A 20556-nucleotide genomic window follows, 5' to 3' on the forward strand; every position below is an offset into this window, starting at 1 on the left:
TATATGAGCCAGGCTACAGAACGTGCAACGATGCCAAAAGGTACACATGCCGTTTTGGAACATCGTACTGTTTTCAATGCTAATCAAAATCTATTGTCGGTTGTAAAGCCGGGCAACCACGTGCTGGATGTAGGTTGTGGCTCGGGTGGTATTACTGCAGGCATAGCATTGCTGGTTGGTAGTACAGGTGGTGTAACGGGCATAGATACCAGTGAACATCTTATTGAGTTGGCTAAAGAAAATCATCAGTCTGTAAATAATATACACTTTGAAAGAGCAGATATTTCACAATATGTTCCCGAAAAAAGATTTGATGTGGTAAGTGCTGCCCGTGTGTTGCAGTGGGTTGCTAACCCAGGAGAAATATTAATACAAATGATAGCCTTATCAGAGCCTGGAGGATATGTTTCTATATTGGATTATAACCATAAAAAAATACAATGGTCGCCTGGTATACCGGCAAGTATGCAACGGTTCTATAAGGCCTTTCTGCAATGGCGGGAAGATGCCGGCATGGATAATGAAACAGCCGATCATCTTGCGGCTATGTTTGAGGAAGCAGGCTTAAAGAATATTATGGTAGCTGATTATTCAGAAATAACGAACAGCACTGATAAAGACTTTGCAACACACATCAATATTTGGGCAATTGTTGCCGCTACGCGGGGAAAACAATTGGTAAGTGATGGTTATATAAGCGAAGAAGAGCGGGAAGATGCCGAGAAAGATTATCAGTTATGGGCAGCTACAACCGCACAATCTATGGCGATGTATCTGCTTGCCGTAAGCGGACAAAAATGATGGTTTTATTTTTACATAAATAAGCTAAAATGAATTTTTCTTTTGTAGTTGCGGCTGCCGAAAACGATGCCATTGGTAAAGACAATGCTATGCTTTGGCATTTGCCTAATGATTTAAAGTTTTTTAAAAATATCACCTGGGCAATGCCGGTGCTCATGGGGCGCAAAACCTTTGAAGCATTGGGCAGCAAACCATTAAATGGCAGAGCTAACATTATTCTCACCCATAAAAAAGATTATAAGCCTGGAGGCGCTGTGGTTGTAAATAATATAGCTGATGCTATTTTTTTTGCGGAGCAAAACGATTATAAAGAAACAATGGTAATTGGTGGTGGTGAGATATATAAAGAATTGCTGCCTAAAGCGACTAAAATTTATCTTACCCGTGTGCACACTTCTTTCCCCGAAGCCGATGCTTTTTTCCCTTCGATAGATGAAACAAAATGGGTACGCACGAGCAAACAGGATTTTGATGCCGATGACAAACATGCCTATTCTTACAGCTTTGAGCTGTGGGAAAGAAAATGAAGTACAGGAGTGGTGAGTTGCCGGTTGTGAGTTTGTGAATGGTGAATGAAGTACGTACAAATTTGTACCTGAAACGCTTTTTTCACATCGTACATGCCACGTCATATATCCCACAGAACTCACATCTCACATCGAAATGTTTTATCATTGCAGCATGTATAGCAAGTGGCAATTGGCAAAGAAATATATGCTGTATTGGTGGCGTGCTTCCAACAGCAAAGGTCATGGAGTACATTCGCCTTTTGTGTTTAACTTTATTACCCAAGTGCTCAACGATAAACGTCTTTTTTATTGTTATGAAACAATAGAAGCCGCACGCAAAGAATTAAAAAACGATAACACTGTACTTACGATAGAGGACTTCGGTGCCGGATCCCGCATTCATGCGCATACGCAAAGAAGCGTAAAAGATATTGCTAGTTCTTCGCTTAAACCTAAAAAATACAGCCAGCTGCTCTTTCGCATGGTTAATTATTTTCAACCTGAAACAATACTCGAGTTAGGCACTTCGCTGGGCATTACCACTGCTTATTTAGCTTGTGGAAAAGCCGATGCACAAGTGATTACGATGGAAGGTGCCAAAGCGGTAGCAGCAATTGCGCAGCAAAATTTTAAATCATGGCGTTTAAAAAATATACAGCTTGTTACCGGCAATTTCAATGATACATTGCCCGGCACTATAGCGCAGTTAGCAAGCATTGATTTTGCTTTTGTTGATGGCAACCACCGCTTGCAACCTACGCTCGATTACTTCAACCAATTACTTCCAAAAGTGCATGAATATTCGGTACTTATTTTTGATGATATTCATTGGAGCGGCGAAATGGAAGAAGCCTGGAACACTATCAAAGCGCATGAACAAGTAAGACTTACGATAGATTTATTCTTCATCGGTATTGTTTATTTCAGGAAAGAAAATAAAGTAAAGCAAGACTTTGCAATAAGGTTCTAAACGAGGATGTGGACCGGGATTTTATTGGATTAAACGGATTAATGACATTGGAGAATGTATGGAATTACTTTATGGTGCTTTGAATCTTACCGTACCCTGGTGCAAACAGACAGGTTTGCAGTAAAGATAATTTTCCTTTCTCAATAAATCTTTTACTTTACAGCTATCTAATATCTAAAATTGCTGTAATGAAGAAAACGTTCTTGCTTGTTGTAATGCAGTTTATACTGCTTATTGTTTTTGCACAAACACCAAAAACGCCCGACCAGATTTACGGGCAATTGTTTGTAGATGTGCAGATGAACCGGATTTTCCCTGATAACAAAACCTTTGTGGACTGCATTCCCAAGCGCGACCCGAAAGCAATTGTAGCCGATTATTTAAAAGCAAAGCACAATCCTGCTTTACGCTTTTCTTTGTTGCGTTTTGTTGAAGAAAATTTTGAAATTCCGGTAAGCCCAACAAGCCAATACAAATCGGATACGGCTGCCAGCGTAAAGGTGCATATCCAGCAGTTATGGAACATACTCAAGCGCAATCCTGATGTGCCGGCAGAAGGCAGTTCGTTGCTGCCACTACCATACGCTTATATTGTGCCGGGTGGTCGTTTCCGGGAAATTTATTATTGGGATTCTTACTTTACCATGCTGGGTTTGCAGGAAAGCGGCGAGCATGAAGTATTGGAGAATATGGTTAACAATTTTGCCTATATGCTCAACAAATACGGGCATATACCTAATGGCAACCGCACGTATTACCTTAGCCGCTCGCAACCACCATTTTTCTCCATGATGCTCGACTTGCTGGCAGAAAGAAAGGGCAACAGTGTATATGCGTTGTATCAGAATGTACTCTTAAAAGAATACAACTATTTTATGGATAAAACAGCCAATACAAAGCATGTAGTAACAATGCCCGATGGCAGCATCCTCAACCGCTATTGGGATCAGGGCACGCGTCCGCGCCAGGAGTCGTTTTACCACGATTCTACCGTGGCTGTTGATTACAAAGGCAATCGCGCTATGCTGTACAAAAATTTACGCTCGGGCGCCGAGAGTGGTTTAGACTTTAGCAGCCGCTGGTTTGCAGATGGCGAACACCTCTCCACAGTTGAAGTTACCAATTTTGTACCTGTAGATTTAAACGGTTTGCTGTATCATTTGGAACTGACACTTGCCAAATCATACAAAGAGACGGGCAACCTGTTGCGGGCAAATTACTATACGCAACTGGCAGAAAGAAGAAAAAAAGCAATCAATAAATACCTGTGGAATGCAAAAGACAACTGGTACTACGATTATAATATTTCGGGTAAAAAGCTGAGCAGTGCAGTAACTATTATGGGTATTTCACCCTTGTTTTTTAATGTAGCTTCCACCGAACAGGCACACGCGGCAGCGCAATTTGCAAAAGCACAACTATTAAAAAGCGGTGGCTTTATAACCACGCTCAAGAATACTGGTCAGCAATGGGATGCACCCAACGGCTGGGCGCCGCTGCAATGGCTGGCTATAAAGGGCCTGGAAAATTATGAGGAGCACGAGCTTGCGAGAGAAGCGGCAGTACGCTGGGCGGCGCTCAACATTAAAGTATTTCATCGCACAGGCAAGCTGATGGAAAAATACAATGTGGTAGATACCAACTTAGAAGCCGGTGGCGGCGAATATCAATCGCAGGATGGCTTTGGCTGGACTAACGGCGTGTTGCTGAAGCTGATGGATATGTATGATATTAAGGACAGATAATAGCTTACGGTACTTTTTTTGAACCATGAAATTGCTAAGTAAAGGCGCCGGGCAAAGCGGAAAAAGAAAAGATATTAAAAGTTTGGGAGAAGGTTTCCGGACTTCCTAAAATTCCCGAACGCTTTTCTCCTAAACAAAACTTCATAAATCTTATACTATTTCAAGGTAGATGGCTCGGTTAATCAGTGGAGGTAAATTAGCTGCTTAATAATACTAATCCGCACAACTCAGTTTGAAATGGTATAAGCGCCCTTCCGCTGTCTCATCGGGGAAATGATCAGCAGACATCCCAATCTGGAAACATATGATAACATAAAACCTCCACCTGAGGCCGGTGGAGGTTTGTTATGTTCATTGCAATCGAAGAGGCTCGTATGTTTTTTTGCTACATGTGCAGCAAAAAAGTTGTTAAATGTAGTTGAATTTTCTAAACAACAACAATTTAATTTGAACAAGCCATCATTAAAATAGCTAATGAACGGGATTATTTGTAATAAAACACTAATTCTTGTGAATTATATCTAAAGTTTAAACGTTTTCTGTTGAAAATAATTAATTGATTGTTTGTGTATTTTTAATATTAATTAATTCATAAGATATTTTCTGCTTCTGAGACTTGTACGATATAAACTTTCTTTGCGTATATTTTAACCTGTTTCCTCTTGGTGCTACATCCTGCGCTGAGGTTGCTGTTGCGGGGCAGGTATTGCTCTTTGTTTCACTCTTACTACACAACCGGTTTCAGCCAATAATACCATAAGCAGGAAGCAGAAAGCTATTTTCTTCATCAAAAATATTTTTTATTTATAATGTAAAATCATGCCAATCAATAACCACCCGCTATTTGCAAAAGCATTCTACTGTTTAAAACCACTGATATTCAAAAGCTATAATTTTTCTAGTACAGTTGGCTCGTCTGGCATCTGACCATTTTCATCAAGCTCATAATAGCTAATGTAAGTCTTACCATTTTCGGTATAAACAGTACAGTGCGTTAATACAAAAACCCTATTAGGATACAACGAATTGGAACCGATCGGTTGTTTGGGTCCGCTGGCAATCATCTGTTCGCCACCATACGGATAAACAGTAATGGTTACCGTGCCATCATTTTCTTCCTGGTAAGCTGCGGTGCAGGCGTAGCGGTAAAAGAAAGTGCCGCTGTAAACACCTGAATAATAGCCATAAAAAGCAGCAGAGCCATTGCTATTGAGCGTAACGGTAAATATGATATCCCCATCGGACCCCACATACGAACCCTGATCCCAATAACTTATAAGTCCTATACTATTAGTTGACCAATTGCCTGCAAATGGCGTGGGAATAGTTGTTTGCGGTGTATTGCCTGGCTTATTAACGCCATCTTTGCTGCAACCGGCTAAAAGTGTAGTTAATAACAGGGCAGTTAAAGCAAAGAACTGAATGCGTTTAAATGTTTGTTTCATAAATAAGGATAAGTTTAGGATTAATATAGATACAAAATTGCAACTTGAATTTTCGCTTTACAACCGCATAAACATGTAGTAGAACCGGGAATTTACGGTTGGCTGCCGGCGATTTCTTCCGTAGCTGCATGGCATTAAAACGTAATGCTATTTTCTTCCGTTTAAATTCAATGCATCAATTTGCAGTAAAATTTCGTAATTCTGCAATCCGAAAATTAAGATAAAACATGTCTTTACAAAACATTCTCAGAGGAACCGGAGTGGCGTTGGTAACGCCTTTTGATGCTAATAGTAATATAGATTTTAATGCACTGGGCAAAGTGATAGACTTTGTGATTGATGGCGGTGTGGAATATGTAGTAAGCCTTGGCACAACAGGCGAAACACCAACGCTGGATAAACAGGAAAAGAAAGACATTGTAAACTATACGTTTGAAAAAGTGGCTAACCGCGTGCCGGTAGTAGTAGGCATTGGTGGCAATAATACGCGCGAGTTGGTAAAGGATTTAGAAACGTTTCCTATAGATAAAGCTGCGGCGGTGTTAAGTGCATCGCCGTATTATAGTAAACCTTCGCAGGAAGGCATTTACCAGCACTACAAAACGTTGGCTGCAGCATCGCCCAAGCCTATTGTTTTGTACAATGTGCCGGGGCGTACCGGCCGCAATATGGAAGCGGCTACCACGTTGCGGCTGGCGCACGAAGTAGAAAACATTGGCGGCATAAAAGAAGCCGGCAATAATATGGTGCAAATCATGCAGATACTGGCTAACCGTCCGAAGGATTTTTTAGTAGTGAGTGGCGATGACGACCTCGTGATGCCGCAACTTGCCTGTGGCATTGATGGCGTAATAAGTGTGGCAGCCAATTGCTTTCCAAAGATATTTTCAGAGATGGTACGTGCTGGCTTGCAATATGACTTTACAACAGCACAGCAACTCAACAACCCTTTACTGGAAGTTTACCATTTATTGTTTGCCGAAAACAATCCTGCCGGTGTAAAAGCATTTTTAAACGAATTAGGTATAATAGAAAACAACCTGCGATTGCCCCTGGTGCCATTAAGTGAAGGTTTGCATCAAAAAGTAAAAGATTATTTGGAAAAGCTGTAAGTTTTTAAGATACATACTACAAGAATGTAAGACTTAAATTTTAAGCTGCCATTGTTTAACTTGAAAGATAAAAGAAGGCGGGAGATAGAAATAAATTGAATGCTTGTATTTATTTCTATTTCCCGCTTTTGCCTCTTTATTAGCTATCCACTTACAAGTCTCACACCTCATACGTCACACCTTCTAAAGCCAGTTGCACGCTGGGAAAAACCTCTTTTGCTTCTTCTTCAAACAGGTATAATTTATCGTTATCGTATTGACTGCTGAAATGGCCTATTAATAATTTTTGTGCACCGGCAAGCCTGGCAATAGTAGCTGCCTGCACCGTAGTGCAATGATGCCGGCTGGCAGCACGTTCTTCCAAATCTTTTAAATAGGTAGCTTCATGGTACAGCATCGTAACACCTTGAATATGTTCTGCAATAGATGGCGAAAAAATAGTATCGGCGCTATATGCATAACTTTTAGGCGGTATATTGGCATATGTTACCATTTCATTTTTAATAACTGTTCCATCCGGCGCAATGTAGTCTTCGCCATTTTGCAGATGCTCGTAAAAAAGGAGCGGAATAGCAGGATAATCTCTTGCTTTTTCAGCATCAATTTTCCTGGGCTTTCTTTTTTCCTTTATTAAAAATCCCCATGCATCTATGCGGTGATACACTTTAAAACAACTTACGCTGAATTGCGGTTCATCCACCAGCACACCTGCGCCTTGTATCGGGTGAAAAAACAAATCATACGGCAGCTTTGTATCGTAAGCCATCACCTGAAGTTTTAAAATTAATTCCAGGTCTTGCGGCGCATACACATGGAGTGGCGCTTTGCGGTCGCTCAGGCTCATAGAGGTAAGTAAACCGGCAAGCCCAAAATAATGGTCGCCATGCAGGTGGGAGATAAAAATATGTTGTATGCGGCTGCGGCGGATTTTGTATTTATTCATTTGCATCTGCGTGCCTTCGCCGCAATCAAATAAAAAAAGCCCGTCGTTAAGTGTAATCACTTGCGCGGTTGGATGCCGGTCGTAAGCAGGAAGTGCCGAATTGTTGCCAAGAATAGTAACCCCAAACATAGTGTAGATGTATAGCAACAATATTACCAAAGCATACTGATAGTAGGAGCAATATGTTTTAGCTTAACACTACTATTTACCCAAAACTGACAGAAAACACCAGAGCTGCGTTTTTTATTTTTATGGAACAAACTATAGTGCTCTATGTAGCTGCTGGCGTAGCCTGTGGCTCTAAAAGCGCCATCACTCACTGCAACGCCTGTACTTGCCTTGAACTTTTAAGCGGATACGTCAATGAAACCGCAAAGAGGTTAAGACACGCAGGAGCACAAAGCAATCATTTTTTTCAACAATCTGGCTAAACTTACTAGTAGTATAAAATGCTGGTTCATACTTTCGCACCTTTGTGCCTTCATGGTTCAAAACAAAAAAGCCCTGCATCACTGCAAGGCTTTTTACAATATTACCTTATCTTATTTTACTTCTTCAAATTCGGCATCAGTTACCGTTTCGCCACCAGTGCCACCATTATTAGCCGAAGACTGGGCACCGCCATTAGCACCCGGTTGTGCACCACCGGCAGCCTGTGCTTTGTATAGTTCTTCGCTGGCGGCTGTCCAGGCAGTATTCATTTCTGCCATAGCAGCATCTACTGCAGCTACATCCCCGCTTTTATGCGCATCTTTTAGCTTATTTAATGCACTTTCAATAGGCGCTTTTTTATCAGCAGGTATTTTATCGCCAAACTCTTTCAACTGCTTTTCGGTCTGGAAGATCAGGCTGTCTGCCTGGTTTAGTTTTTCTACCTTTTCGCGGGCAGCTTTGTCAGCAGCTTCGTTAACCTTCGCTTCATTCTTCATCTTTTCAATTTCGTCCTTGCTCAGGCCGCTACCAGCTTCTATGCGTATCTTTTGTTCTTTACCGGTGCCTTTGTCTTTTGCACTTACATGCAGGATACCGTTGGCATCAATATCAAAAGTTACTTCAATCTGCGGTACGCCGCGCGGAGCCGGTGGTATGCCATCTAAGTTAAAGACGCCAAGACTTTTATTTTGGCTAGCCATTGGACGCTCGCCCTGCAAAACATGTATCTGCACGCCCGGCTGGTTATCGCTGGCAGTAGAGAATACTTCTGTTTTCTTGGTAGGAATGGTGGTATTGCTTTGAATCATAGTGGTCATTACACCACCCATTGTTTCTATACCAAGGCTTAACGGCGTAACGTCGAGCAGCAGTACATCTTTCACTTCGCCGGTCAATACGGCACCTTGTATAGCAGCACCTACGGCTACTACTTCGTCCGGGTTTACGCCTTTGTTTGGCTTTTTACCAAAGAACTTTTCTACTATTTCCTGTACTTTAGGTATGCGGGTGCTACCACCAACCAATATTACTTCGTCAATATCATTCTTACTGTAGCCTGCATCTTTAAGAGCAGCTTCGCAAGGCTGTAAGCAGCGGGCAAATAAATTATCTGCCAGTTGCTCAAACTTAGCGCGTGTGAGCTTTTTTACTAAGTGCTTAGGCACGCCGTCCACCGCAGTGATGTAAGGCAGGTTGATTTCTGTTTCGCTGGAAGAGCTGAGTTCAATTTTTGCTTTTTCAGCAGCTTCTTTCAGGCGCTGCAAAGCCATCGGATCTTTACGGAGGTCTATATTCTCTTCTTTCTTAAATTCTTCGGCCAGCCAGTCCATAATCACTTTATCAAAGTCATCACCACCAAGGTGCGTATCCCCATTAGTAGATTTTACTTCAAACACGCCATCGCCCAATTCAAGAATGGAAATATCGAATGTACCACCACCAAGATCAAACACTGCTATTTTTTGGTCGGCATGTTTTTTATCCAAACCATAAGCCAGTGCGGCAGCAGTAGGTTCGTTTACGATACGGCGTACATTCAAGCCTGCAATTTCACCGGCTTCTTTGGTGGCCTGGCGTTGCGCATCGTTGAAGTAAGCCGGCACGGTAATAACGGCTTCATTTACTTCTTGACCCAGATAATCTTCTGCAATTTTTTTCATTTTCTGCAAAATCATGGCAGAGATTTCCTGCGGCGTATATAAACGGCCGTCAATATCTATACGTACTGTATTATTATCACCTTTTACTACTTTGTAGCTCCAGTGGCTTATTTCGTTCGTTACTTCATCGTAGCGGCGACCCATAAAACGCTTCACACTCATAATGGTATTGTGCGGGTTGGTAATTGCCTGGCGCTTTGCCGGATCACCTACTTTACGCTCACCATTCTTTAAAAATGCCACTACCGAAGGCGTTGTACGGCGGCCTTCATCGTTGGCTATTACCACAGGTTCGCTACCTTCCATTACGGCAACGCAACTGTTGGTTGTACCGAGGTCTATTCCTATAATCTTTCCCATATCTTTATTTTAATTGTATTCGTTTAAGTAAGTTGAGTTGATGTATAGCCAAGAATTATCAATCATTATGCCATGGGGTAAAAGGGTGAAAAAATGGCAGTCTGCAATTGCCGGTACACTGCTTTGGCAAATATTCAATAGATAGGTTACCAGAGATGTCGGATTTTTCGCTGCTATTGATGTTCTTCACCAACAGCAATAACCATTAGCAATTTGTAGCTGAAGAACACCGGAAGGCGAAAAATTAAAAAAAGCACTCCGCTATGCAGTGCTTTGCTGGCCTGGTGTTTGCAAAAACTATGGTATTGTTAACCTTAAATTAAGCGGCTATGCCAGGTACAGCATTGGAAGGTAAGACAGGTGCAAAGCCGGAAGCTGATAAAGCTTCGAAGCAAGACGCTGATAGAAAATTCAAAGACCGAATTGGCGATATGGATCGCAAAAACACAGCAAAAATATGGCGATAAGGCAAGCAATAACGAACAATCGGAACTGAATACAGGAAACCTGAAAGGCAGCGACTAATTGAATAAACGTGTTTTTGTAAAAAACAAAATGGCTGGTGTGTAGTTGCATCAGCCATTTAAATGTAAATAAATACTATAGCTCTCTTATCTTAATATTTTTAAAACTCACGCCACCGCCATGATCCTGCAAGTCTATATGCCCCACCGGGTCGGCAGCATAGCCCGCTACATCTTTCCATTTGCTGGCAGCTTTGTGCGCTTTCCAGCTATCTGAGCCAATGACATAATCGGCTGTTTTTTGTCCGTTAAGCCAGTGCTCTACATGCCCGTTATCTACTTTTATTACCGTGTGGTTCCATTCACCAACAGGCTTCAATGCATCCACGGCAGGGACATCCATATCGTAGTTGGCGCCACTTTTTTGCGAAGCGTGAATATGCTCATTGTTCAGATACCATTCATCATCCAGCAACTGGTATTCCGGCCCGCTGAAAAAAGGATATTCATATTTTTCATTTACCATATAAACAATACCGCTGTTGGCTCGTGGCTCTATTTTCCAGTCGAGTGCCAGTTCAAAGTTTTTATATTGTTTATCTGTCATCAGATCGGCATGCTGGTACGTATGACTGGTGTCATATTTACACCCTAATACGCCATTACTTACATACCATGCGTTTTGCGGTTTGTTTTGATACGTGCGCCAGCCGTGCATTGTTTTACCATCAAAAAGCAATTGCCAGCCGGCTGCTTTTTCTTGTTGGGTAAGTGTATTTTCGGCAGTATCTTTTTGTATAGGGTTAAATGCAGCAAGCGTTTTAAACTGAACACTTGTAATGAGCACAATTACAGCAGTCATCGGCAATAGTTTTTTCATAAAAAAGCAACGTTTTTTGTGAAGATAAGAAGAAGCAATAAAATTGTAAATGTAGTGTGCTTTTGAAGGGAGAAATTGGTTAAATAATAGTGTTTATTCACTTTTATTAATCTTTTATTATCTTCTGCAAAACAGCAGCAGTATGTACGCTTTTGTCTGACAGCTTACTTTTCTTATGGATATACGAAGCGCATTATTAAAGAAAGCTTCTTTACTTGCCGGCTTCTATACAAAAGGTGATGGCTATCAATCCGGCACTCCTCTCTTCGGTACAGGAAGAAGTAAATGTGTAAATAGTTTATAGCTTTAACCCATTCCATTTTCTATTTATAAATACAAAGCAGCTTGTATAATAAAGATTAATGCTGTCTTGTTTGCCATAAGCCTTTATTTTTGAAGCAAAATCATCAGCTACGCTTTTAATAAAGCCTGTATTCATAAAAACGATTACTTGAAATTTCTTTTCACCTTTTTATTGCTCCTTATCACTAAGTTCACCTTTGCTCAAATATGCACCGGCTCCGTGGGCGATGCTATCATAAACGAAACCTTTGGTGCCGGCACCAGCACTTTTGGCCCACCACTCGGACCTGGCAAAACCAGCAGCTTGAACTTTCAGGCTGATAATTGTCCCGGCGATGGTCACTATGCTATCCTCAATTATACCTCGGGTTGCTGGCCGTACGATGTAGTGTGGCATACGGCCACCGATCATACCGGCAATGGGTATTATATGCTTATCAATGCTTCGTACCAGCCCAGTGATTTTTATATACAAAAAGTAACCGGCTTATGCGAAGGCACTACCTATCAGTTTGCTGCCTGGCTGCTCAATATGTGCAGTGTTACCGGCACACTACCCAACATCACCATGACCATAGAAAAAACAGATGGTACTGTTTTAGCAAAAAAAGAAACCGGCGATATTCCTATTATCAATCCACTTACCTGGCAGCAATATGGGTTTAATTTTACAACACCCGCCGGGGTATCGGAGGTGGTATTGCGTATGCGCAATAATGCACCTGGCGGTGTAGGCAACGATGTAGGATTGGATGATATTACTTTTCGGCCTATTGGTCCCTCCGTTGCTATCAGCGCAGCTAATGTTGCCAGAGATACGGCTGTCTTTTGCGAAAGCAACAGCAATACTTTACAATTTTCATCATCGGTTGAAGAATGCTATGTATCTACTGCCTATCAATGGCAGCAAAGTACAAACGGTGGCACAACCTGGACCGATATTGCAGGCGCCACTGCTGCTGATTATACAAGCATGCCTGTTAATGCCGGCGTTTATATGTACCGGCTGGCAGTTGCACAGGCAACCAGCATTGGTAATACATCGTGTCGTGTTACATCAAAGCCATTCACCATATTGGTGTATGCAAAAGACCAGCGTACTATTACCATCGCTCAATCACCCGATTATATTTGCGGAGCAAGCCCGGTAACTTTTACTGCCACCACTACCAATGGGGGCAATGCGCCTGCTTATCAATGGCAACTCAACGGAAAAGCTGTTGGTATAAATAGCACAACTTTTACCAGCAATACCCTGTTTACCGGCGATGTAGTGAATTGCATTTTTACCAGCAGCTTGCCTTGTAACACTCCGGCAGTATCTAATAGTATAACGGTAAAAATTGGCAAGCCGGTTACTACAACTATCAACCAATCTATCTGCGAAGGCGAAAACTATGCAGGTTATAGCCAAACCGGTACTTATACCGATGTGTTTAAAAGCAGTAGCGGATGCGATAGTACACGCACTCTAAATTTAACAGTAAAAAACAAAATAACTATTACCATAGATACTACCATTTGCTATGGCAGCAATTACAACGGATATACAGCTTCCGGTATTTATACGCATACATTTACTGCTGCCAGTGGCTGCGATTCGGTACAAACAATCAACCTGAATGTATTGCCCGATATAAATAGAAAAGTATGGAATGATACATTGCTTTGCACTGGCGATACTATCGTGCTTTCGCCCGGTGTTTTTGATACTTATGTATGGCAGGATGGTTCTGCACAAAGCAGCTTTGTAGTGCATAAAAGTGGCGTTTATACCGTGATTGTTGGCAATCAATGCGGTACTGCTGTGAAGCAAGTTAACATTACAGAACAGGTTTGTACTATCGCTTTTCCCACCGGCTTTACGCCTAATGGTGATGGATTAAATGATGTATTTAAAGTAGTGAATGGTTATAATCTGCAATATTTTCGCTTAAGAATAATTAATCGCTGGGGGCAGCAAGTATTTACCTCCGGTATGCCAGCTAAAGGCTGGAATGGGATGATGAATGGAAGACCGGCAGGCACCGGCACATATATTTGGTTTTGCGAGTATAAAAGGCCTGGCAGCACAACCATCACCAGCATCAAAGGTGTAGTTACTTTAATAAGATAAAAATACCTGTTTGCTCTGTTTACTACCCTACTTTTGCTGCCAATTAATCTGTTATGGCGACAAATAAAATCATCATCATCACAGCGCCTTCCGGTGCGGGCAAAACATCTATCACGCGATTTTTATTAAAGAAATATCCATCGCTGGCATTTTCTGTGTCGGCTGCCACCCGCTGCCCGCGCGGTGCCGAGCAGCATGGTGTGGATTATTATTTTATATCCGTAGAAGAGTTTCAAAAAAAGATACAGCAAGATGCTTTTATTGAATGGGAAATGGTGTACGAAGGCAAATATTATGGTACACTTAAAAGCGAGATAGAACGTATATGGAGCGAAGGCAAGACGCCACTGCTCGATATAGATGTGCAGGGCGCCATACATGTGCAGCAGCAGTTTCCGCAAACTTCGTTATCTATTTTTATACAGCCACCATCTATTGAAGTATTGCGTGCTCGCCTCGAGAGTCGTGGTACCGAAAGTGCTGATAGTGTACAAACGCGCATCAGCAAAGCAGCTTATGAATTATCTTTCAGTCATGCTTTTAATACAGTGGTGGTAAATCAACATTTAGATAAAGCCTGTGCTGAAGCTGAAGTATTGATAAAAGACTTTTTGGGCGACGCTTTGGGTATAGCACATGGATGACACAGATTGAGGCATAGATGAAATTAGGATAAGGATTAAACTGATGAGGAATGCTGATAAAACTGATTCATTCACTTACATTCCTCTTATCCTTGCCGCATCTATGTCATCTCTATGCTATCAAATTTGTGTAATCCGTATTTCAACAATTTGTGTATAAAATATTTGTCATTATTGTCAACAGCGGCAGCTTTCATATTAAAAGATTTCCTTGATAGAAAGGTACAACAGTATGATCAGCCGGCCTTTATTCCGCGCGATCCTGTCTGTATTCCGCACTTATTTACCAAGCCGGCTGACATAGAAATTGCGGCTTTCTTTGCGGCTGTTTTTGCATGGGGCAACCGTACCATTATCATCAACAAAAGCAGGCAGTTGATGCAGCTTATGGATAATGCACCGCACGATTTTATACTGCATCATACAACAGAAGATCTGAAGCGGTTACTGATGTTTAAACACCGTACCTTCAATGCTACCGACCTGTTGTATTTTATACATTTTTTACGCTATCATTATTCAAAATATCAAAGCCTGGAAAGTGCTTTTACAATGCACTTAAATGGTAATGAAGAAGAGCCGGTAATGCAAGCATTAGTAAATTTCCACCATTATTTCTTTTCATTAGCAGAAGCGCCCATTCGTACAAAAAAACATATTGCTACACCGGAAAAAGGTTCCAATTGCAAACGCCTTAATATGTTTCTCCGCTGGATGGTGCGCGAGGACAATAATGGTGTGGACTTTGGAATATGGAATACTATAAAACCTTCACAACTTATTTGTCCGGTAGATGTGCATGTGGCGCGTGTGGCAAAGCGCCTCGGCTTATTGCAACGCAAACAAACCGACTGGAGTGCAGCAATAGAACTCACGCAACACTTACGAACGTTGGATGCAGATGATCCGGTGAAGTATGATTTTGCCTTGTTTGGGCTGGGGGTGATGGAAAAATATTATTGAAGAATTAAACTGTTGAGGCGCTAAAACGTAGAGAAAAGAATTAAAACAAGTTGATTGAAACTTTATGCCTTAGTAGCCAAATAAAAAAATACGCTTATGAAAATAACAGAACTCATTGCACAGCACCTGATAGAGGTACACGAAGGTGGCAACTGGACGGAGATTGATATCCGTTCGATAGTAAAAGATGTATCGGTGCGCGAAGCTACCATGCGCACAGCAGCAACGCCAAACACCATTGCGGCACTGTTGCATCACATCACCTTCTGGAACCGTGAGATAATGCGGCGTGCAAAGGGAATGGTAACGCAGGTAGATGAAGCAAACGGCTTTAACCATCCGGCATTAAATACCGAAGCAGATTGGCAGCAGTTGAAGGAAGATAATATTCAATCTGCATACGAATTAGCGGCTGCCATCAGGCAGTTTGATGAAGCTGCATTATATGAGCCTATGGCAGCGCATACATCCAGTGCGTATAAGAACTTTCAGGGTACAGTAGAACATGTTCATTATCATTTGGGACAAATAGTCATTTTAAAAAAGCTTATTCGTAGCACAATGGTATAGCTACACCGCATCCTTGCTTTTTAGCTGCTGAATAGCTTTTTGTATCAATGCCGGTTCAAAGCCTTTTTGCATTAAATAATTGGTAGCTTTTACCTGCCGTACAATGTATTGCTCGCCTTGTAACTGCTTCCACTTGGTTTCGGCAAGTTTGTACAGCGTAGTAACATAATCTGCATCTGCAATGGCTTGCAAAGCCCGGCGAATATTATACGCACTTACCTGCTTTTGCTTTAATTCATGCGTAATCTTTATTTTACCCCAATGCTTCATGCGAAATTTACCACCGGCAAATTGTTCGGCAAATCGTTCTTCGTTTAAGTAGTCTTCCTCTATCAGTTTAGATAACAAATCTTCCACTTCATTTTTATACAGGCCAAAACTGTATAACTTTTGTTTTGCTTCATAATGGCTGCGCTCCTGGTAAGCGCAGTAATGTTTTATTTTTTGCCAGGCTTGTTCTTTGGTAAGTCGCTGCTGCATTGTTTACGATATAATCAATCTTTTAAAGATACTATATTCCTGTCTTTTATTATCGTACAACGCCTTACTTTAACAACATTCATTTACTTACTTTTACCGCATGTTGCTGCAACAATTTCAAGCTTACTGGAAGGAGCATTTTAATCAGTTAACCACTGCCAATTGCCATTTATTACTGGCGGTAAGCGGTGGTATAGACAGTGTGGTGCTTACAGATTTGGTATATAAAAGTGGCTTTCATTTTACCATAGCGCATTGCAATTTTAAACTGCGTGGCGAAGAAAGCGAGCGGGATGAAGCTTTTGTAAACGCATTGGCACAGCACTACAACAAAGCTATTGTTGTACAACATTTCAATACCAAAGAATATGCTGTTGAACACAAAATAGCCATTCAGGAAGCGGCGCGAAAACTGCGCTACGACTGGTTTGAGGAACTGATAAAAAAAGATGATAGTTGGAAGATGACAGATGGCAGTGTAGAAGTTTCTTTTGTCAACCATCAACCGTCAACTGTCAACTGTGGAATTGTTACTGCGCATCATGCCAACGATAATATTGAAACATTATTGATTAACTTTTTCAGGGGCACGGGTATTAGCGGTTTGCATGGTATTTTACCCAAACAAAAAAACATACTTCGTCCGTTATTGTTTGCAAAAAGAGAAGCGATACAACAGTATGCATTGGATAATGGATTAAATTGGGCGGAAGATTCTTCCAATGCTTCGGATAAATACACGCGCAATTTTTTCAGGCAACATATTATACCTGCAACTAAGGAAGTGTATGCCAATGTGGAGGATAATTTGTTGCAGAATATCCAGCGGTTTGGCGAAGTGGAAATGTTGTATAACGAAGCAATTGCATTGCATAAAAAAAAGCTGCTGGAAGCTAAAGGCAATGAAGTGCATATACCTGTATTAAAGTTGCAAAAGAGTGAGCCGTTAAACACTATTATTTGGGAGATAATTAAAGACTTTCATTTTGCAGCCGCACAAATTGCCGAGGTAAAAAAGCTGCTCGGTGCAGAAAATGGAAAGTATGTAGCATCGCCTACACATCGCATCATCAAAAATCGCAACTGGCTTATCATTGCGCCGTTGCAAACGGATGTAGCTGCATATATTCTCATTGAAAAAGAAGATAAGGAAGTAGTGTATGAGGATGGTATGTTAAGCTTTAAAAAACTGTCATCTGTCAACGCTCATCTGTCAACATCTTCTTCTGTTGCTACACTCGATGCGGCACACATCCATTATCCTTTATTGCTGCGCAAATGGAAGCCGGGCGATTATTTTTATCCTTTAGGCATGAAGAAAAAAAAGAAGCTCAGTAAGTTTTTTATTGACCTCAAACTATCCAAAACCGACAAGGAAAAAATATGGGTATTGGAGATGAATAAAAAAATTATCTGGGTAATTGGCTATCGCATAGATGACCGCTTTAAAATAACACCTGGTGCAACCACTGTTTTATTAATACAAAAACATTAGAAAGAACTAAAATAGTCCTGTACCTGTTGTAAAAAGAGTGCCGGGAGGTTGTATGGTGTAAGCGCAAATGCTGCTATTACCGTAAAAACAATACCATATACAGCGCCCCAAAAATGCGCGGAATGATTGATATGCGAGCCGCCGCGCTTTGCCAGCACCGAAGAAATAATTAAGTATATAAGACCAAATATAAATCCGGGTATATGCAAGCCCGGAATAAAAATAAGTCCTATGCCCTCAGTAGGGAACAGAAAAATAAACACAAACACAATTGCTGACACCGCGCCCGATGCACCAAGACTACGATAATACGCATTGTCGCGGTGTTTTATGTACGTAGGTAGCAGGCAAAAAAACAAAGACGTGATATATAAAATGATGTATATCAATCTGCCCATACCGCCAAATAGCTGTACAAAAGCGCCTTCTATGTAATTGCCAAATGCATAAAATGCATACATGTTAAATGCGAGGTGCATCCAATCGGCATGTATAAAACCGCAGGTAAAAAAACGATACCACTGGTTGCGCCGGTAAATGGCAGGCGGATAAAAAATAAGGTCGTCAATCATCTTTTGACTGCTGAATGCCGGTATAGAAACAAGACAGGTAATGATAACTATTGCTAACGTAATATTTACATCCATAGCAGGGCAAGATAAATGTTAATTACACGTGGTGGTATTTTTCATTTCTTAAAATCGTACAGGCGCGATATACCTGTTCGGTCAGCATCAGCCGCACCAGCATGTGCGGAAATACCATTTGCGAAAGGCTGAGTACATAATTAGCCCTTTTGAAAATGGTGTCATCCACTCCATAAGCACCACCAATGAGGAATACCAGGCGCTTGCAGCTTTCATTTGCTTTTTGCTGTATTAGTTGCGCCAATTGTGGCGAGGTTATTTGTTTGCCCCGTTCGTCCAGCAGTATTAAAAAATCATCTTGCTGTAGCAGTTGCAGTACCATTTTGCCTTCTGTTTTCTTTAGTTCCGTTTCGGGCAGCGAAGCGGCGTTTTTGGGTGGCGGTACCAGGAGCCATTCTGCAGTAAAGTAATTGTTAATGCGTTTGGTAAAATCTTCTACACCTTGTTTGATGTATGATTCATGCGGTTTGCCAATACTGCAGAGCGTTATTTTCATGAGGCTAAAATAAGAAACGATGTACGATGTACGATGTACGATGTACGATGTACGATGTACGATGTACGATGTACGATGTACGATGTACGATGTACGATGTACGATGTACGATGTACGATGTACGATGTACGATGTACGATAAAGTATTTAAGTTACAACTTTATTTCCTCTCATTCACTATTCATTATTCACAATTCAGAAACTCACCACTTACACATTCTCCGTCTCAATTGTCTGTCAACTGTCATCTAACAACTATCAATTGTCAACTATTCAACAGCCACTGTACTTTTGCAGCTACTTTTAATTTTTGTAAGCAATGCACTATCAATATCCCGGCTTTATTTTAAATAATACATTGCCCTCTAAAAAGCAGGTAAATTGTTTTATAGAAGGGCTCACTCATTATGTCTTTCCGGTAACACAAGAACCACAGGCTTTTTTGCAGCATCACGAGCAGCAATGTGGTTCATTACAATCGCAACTCACCAGATTATTAGCATTGGTTGATAAGAACAACAGCTTGCAGCACGATGAAATTATTACCACTTATTTTGATAGCCTTTGTGGTATAAAAGATACACTGCTAAAGGATGCGCAGTTGATTTTAGATTTCGATCCGGCTGCTACTTCGCTCGAAGAAATTATTATCTGCTACCCGGGCTTTCAGGCTATTACCGTACATCGGCTATCACACCCGTTGTACAAAATGAATGTACCCATTTTACCCCGTATGATGAATGAATGGGTGCACAGTCAAACCGGTATAGACATTAATCCCGGTGCTACCATTGGCTCTCCTTTTTTTATAGATCATGGCACCGGTGTAGTGATTGGCGAAACGGCGGTGATTGGCAATAATGTAAAAATTTACCAGGGCGTAACGCTCGGTGCTCTGGCAGTGCGTAAAGAAGATGCTACCCGCAAGCGCCACCCAACGGTGCAGGATAATGTGGTAATTTATGCAGGGAGCACCATCTTAGGTGGCAGCACTATTATTGGTCACGACAGTATTATTGGTGGTAATACCTGGCTTACACACAGCATACCGGCACATAGTGTAGTGTATCACCAGCACCAGACTGTTGTAAAAGATAGTAAGGATTTTGAAGAGCCTATCAATTTTGTAATATAGGCCAGCGAATGGGTGGCACTATATTGGCAAGCTGTTTTACATAAAACAGAAACTTATGGACACACAGCAAAATAAAAACGAGCAAGACATCAGCCTGCAGGCACCCGGCGAAGCCAACCGCGAAAAGCACATTAATTTTTTGGAAAAAGAAGAAATGGGGCTTGACCGTACCGATGCTGATAACGCAGGGGATGCCACTTTTACACCCGTTTACTTAGATGCGGATAATACCTTGCAAACACCGGAAGAAAAACAACACGATGAACAGGTAAATCCGGGCAAAAACACCAAAGTAGAGGCTTCGGAAGACGACCTTGATGAAACATTATTCGACCGCCTGAATAAAGGAGATAAGAATACAGGCGTGCAGGCATAATGTAAAAGG

General features: G+C 41.4%; 20 protein-coding genes. 13 read left to right on the forward strand and 7 right to left on the reverse strand.

What is annotated here, in order from left to right; translation table 11 throughout:
- The first annotated feature begins 3 nt into the window (after positions 1-3).
- From FC093_RS07415 to treA, 4 genes are all read left to right on the forward strand, one after another.
- Entirely contained in the window at positions 4-801 is a 798-nt protein-coding gene (locus tag FC093_RS07415) for a methyltransferase domain-containing protein (RefSeq protein WP_137261117.1), read from the forward strand.
- 29 nt (positions 802-830) lie between these two features.
- Entirely contained in the window at positions 831-1328 is a 498-nt protein-coding gene (locus tag FC093_RS07420) for a dihydrofolate reductase (protein ID WP_137261118.1), read from the forward strand.
- A 154-nt stretch (positions 1329-1482) separates the two neighbouring features.
- Complete coding sequence (locus FC093_RS07425) at positions 1483-2280, forward strand: O-methyltransferase (protein WP_137261119.1); 798 nt, start codon at positions 1483-1485, stop codon at positions 2278-2280.
- Positions 2281-2459: 179 nt separating this feature from the next.
- Complete coding sequence (gene treA / locus FC093_RS07430) at positions 2460-4025, forward strand: alpha,alpha-trehalase TreA (protein WP_262711017.1); 1566 nt, start codon at positions 2460-2462, stop codon at positions 4023-4025.
- A gap of 887 nt (positions 4026-4912) precedes the next feature.
- Here treA and FC093_RS07435 read toward each other — a convergent pair.
- Complete coding sequence (locus tag FC093_RS07435; RefSeq protein WP_137261121.1) at positions 4913-5470, reverse strand: hypothetical protein; 558 nt, start codon at positions 5468-5470, stop codon at positions 4913-4915.
- A 227-nt stretch (positions 5471-5697) separates the two neighbouring features.
- Between FC093_RS07435 and dapA the strand changes: the two genes are divergently transcribed.
- Entirely contained in the window at positions 5698-6582 is an 885-nt protein-coding gene (dapA, locus tag FC093_RS07440) for a 4-hydroxy-tetrahydrodipicolinate synthase (protein ID WP_137261122.1), read from the forward strand.
- A gap of 160 nt (positions 6583-6742) precedes the next feature.
- On the opposite strand, the gene FC093_RS07445 is transcribed toward dapA, so the two are convergent.
- From FC093_RS07445 to FC093_RS07455, 3 genes are all read right to left on the reverse strand, one after another.
- Positions 6743-7654: a ribonuclease Z gene (locus tag FC093_RS07445; protein WP_137261123.1), complete on the reverse strand. Its 912-nt coding sequence runs from the start codon at positions 7652-7654 to the stop codon at positions 6743-6745.
- Positions 7655-8067: 413 nt separating this feature from the next.
- Complete coding sequence (dnaK, locus tag FC093_RS07450) at positions 8068-9978, reverse strand: molecular chaperone DnaK (protein ID WP_137261124.1); 1911 nt, start codon at positions 9976-9978, stop codon at positions 8068-8070.
- A gap of 600 nt (positions 9979-10578) precedes the next feature.
- Complete coding sequence (locus tag FC093_RS07455; protein WP_137261125.1) at positions 10579-11322, reverse strand: 3-keto-disaccharide hydrolase; 744 nt, start codon at positions 11320-11322, stop codon at positions 10579-10581.
- A 451-nt stretch (positions 11323-11773) separates the two neighbouring features.
- On the opposite strand from FC093_RS07455, the gene FC093_RS07460 reads away from it, so the two are divergent.
- The 4 genes from FC093_RS07460 (at position 11774) to FC093_RS07475 (ending at position 15918) form a co-directional block, all read left to right on the forward strand.
- Positions 11774-13741 carry a T9SS type B sorting domain-containing protein gene (locus FC093_RS07460; protein ID WP_137261126.1) on the forward strand — a complete coding sequence of 656 codons (1968 nt, stop codon included), beginning with the start codon at positions 11774-11776 and terminating at the stop codon, positions 13739-13741.
- Between the two features lie 53 nt (positions 13742-13794).
- Positions 13795-14385 carry a guanylate kinase gene (gene gmk, locus FC093_RS07465; protein WP_137261127.1) on the forward strand — a complete coding sequence of 197 codons (591 nt, stop codon included), beginning with the start codon at positions 13795-13797 and terminating at the stop codon, positions 14383-14385.
- Positions 14386-14559: 174 nt separating this feature from the next.
- A complete protein-coding gene (locus FC093_RS07470; RefSeq protein WP_240743231.1) occupies positions 14560-15348 on the forward strand; it encodes a TIGR02757 family protein in 789 nt (262 codons plus the stop codon).
- Positions 15349-15444: 96 nt separating this feature from the next.
- The gene (locus FC093_RS07475; RefSeq protein ID WP_137261129.1) at positions 15445-15918 is read left to right on the forward strand and encodes a DinB family protein; all 474 of its coding nucleotides are present in this window, start codon (positions 15445-15447) and stop codon (positions 15916-15918) included.
- Here FC093_RS07475 and FC093_RS07480 read toward each other — a convergent pair whose 3' ends face one another.
- A complete protein-coding gene (locus tag FC093_RS07480; protein ID WP_137261130.1) occupies positions 15919-16398 on the reverse strand; it encodes a regulatory protein RecX in 480 nt (159 codons plus the stop codon).
- Positions 16399-16498: 100 nt separating this feature from the next.
- Between FC093_RS07480 and tilS the strand changes: the two genes are divergently transcribed.
- The gene (gene tilS, locus FC093_RS07485) at positions 16499-17893 is read left to right on the forward strand and encodes a tRNA lysidine(34) synthetase TilS (RefSeq protein ID WP_137261131.1); all 1395 of its coding nucleotides are present in this window, start codon (positions 16499-16501) and stop codon (positions 17891-17893) included.
- Here tilS and FC093_RS07490 read toward each other — a convergent pair.
- Together FC093_RS07490 and FC093_RS07495 are read right to left on the reverse strand one after the other, a co-directional pair.
- Positions 17890-18540: a rhomboid family intramembrane serine protease gene (locus tag FC093_RS07490; protein ID WP_137261132.1), complete on the reverse strand. Its 651-nt coding sequence runs from the start codon at positions 18538-18540 to the stop codon at positions 17890-17892. The two genes, tilS and FC093_RS07490, sit on opposite strands and share 4 nt — an antisense overlap.
- Before the next feature lie 22 nt (positions 18541-18562).
- Positions 18563-19036: a 23S rRNA (pseudouridine(1915)-N(3))-methyltransferase RlmH gene (locus tag FC093_RS07495; RefSeq protein WP_137261133.1), complete on the reverse strand. Its 474-nt coding sequence runs from the start codon at positions 19034-19036 to the stop codon at positions 18563-18565.
- A 19-nt stretch (positions 19037-19055) separates the two neighbouring features.
- Here FC093_RS07495 and FC093_RS24355 point away from each other — a divergent pair, with 19 nt between their 5' ends.
- From FC093_RS24355 to FC093_RS07510, 3 genes are all read left to right on the forward strand, one after another.
- The gene (locus FC093_RS24355; RefSeq protein WP_262711016.1) at positions 19056-19178 is read left to right on the forward strand and encodes a hypothetical protein; all 123 of its coding nucleotides are present in this window, start codon (positions 19056-19058) and stop codon (positions 19176-19178) included.
- Between the two features lie 177 nt (positions 19179-19355).
- Positions 19356-20171: a serine O-acetyltransferase EpsC gene (gene epsC, locus FC093_RS07505; protein WP_137261134.1), complete on the forward strand. Its 816-nt coding sequence runs from the start codon at positions 19356-19358 to the stop codon at positions 20169-20171.
- Between the two features lie 55 nt (positions 20172-20226).
- Complete coding sequence (locus FC093_RS07510; protein WP_137261135.1) at positions 20227-20547, forward strand: hypothetical protein; 321 nt, start codon at positions 20227-20229, stop codon at positions 20545-20547.
- Positions 20548-20556 lie beyond the last annotated feature (9 nt).

The organism is Ilyomonas limi (assembly GCF_005233845.1).
In the GTDB taxonomy this organism is placed as follows: Bacteria; Bacteroidota; Bacteroidia; order Chitinophagales; family Chitinophagaceae; genus Ilyomonas; species Ilyomonas limi.

Coding starts and splice junctions, on each gene's coding strand:
- FC093_RS07415 (WP_137261117.1), top strand. CDS start 4: ATGAGCCAGGCTACAGAACGTGCAACGATGCCAAAAGGTACACATGCC.
- FC093_RS07420 (WP_137261118.1), top strand. CDS start 831: ATGAATTTTTCTTTTGTAGTTGCGGCTGCCGAAAACGATGCCATTGGT.
- FC093_RS07425 (WP_137261119.1), top strand. CDS start 1,483: ATGTATAGCAAGTGGCAATTGGCAAAGAAATATATGCTGTATTGGTGG.
- FC093_RS07435 (WP_137261121.1), bottom strand. CDS start 5,470: ATGAAACAAACATTTAAACGCATTCAGTTCTTTGCTTTAACTGCCCTG.
- dapA (WP_137261122.1), top strand. CDS start 5,698: ATGTCTTTACAAAACATTCTCAGAGGAACCGGAGTGGCGTTGGTAACG.
- FC093_RS07445 (WP_137261123.1), bottom strand. CDS start 7,654: ATGTTTGGGGTTACTATTCTTGGCAACAATTCGGCACTTCCTGCTTAC.
- dnaK (WP_137261124.1), bottom strand. CDS start 9,978: ATGGGAAAGATTATAGGAATAGACCTCGGTACAACCAACAGTTGCGTT.
- FC093_RS07455 (WP_137261125.1), bottom strand. CDS start 11,322: ATGAAAAAACTATTGCCGATGACTGCTGTAATTGTGCTCATTACAAGT.
- gmk (WP_137261127.1), top strand. CDS start 13,795: ATGGCGACAAATAAAATCATCATCATCACAGCGCCTTCCGGTGCGGGC.
- FC093_RS07475 (WP_137261129.1), top strand. CDS start 15,445: ATGAAAATAACAGAACTCATTGCACAGCACCTGATAGAGGTACACGAA.
- FC093_RS07480 (WP_137261130.1), bottom strand. CDS start 16,398: ATGCAGCAGCGACTTACCAAAGAACAAGCCTGGCAAAAAATAAAACAT.
- tilS (WP_137261131.1), top strand. CDS start 16,499: ATGTTGCTGCAACAATTTCAAGCTTACTGGAAGGAGCATTTTAATCAG.
- FC093_RS07490 (WP_137261132.1), bottom strand. CDS start 18,540: ATGGATGTAAATATTACGTTAGCAATAGTTATCATTACCTGTCTTGTT.
- FC093_RS07495 (WP_137261133.1), bottom strand. CDS start 19,036: ATGAAAATAACGCTCTGCAGTATTGGCAAACCGCATGAATCATACATC.
- FC093_RS24355 (WP_262711016.1), top strand. CDS start 19,056: ATGTACGATGTACGATGTACGATGTACGATGTACGATGTACGATGTAC.
- epsC (WP_137261134.1), top strand. CDS start 19,356: ATGCACTATCAATATCCCGGCTTTATTTTAAATAATACATTGCCCTCT.
- FC093_RS07510 (WP_137261135.1), top strand. CDS start 20,227: ATGGACACACAGCAAAATAAAAACGAGCAAGACATCAGCCTGCAGGCA.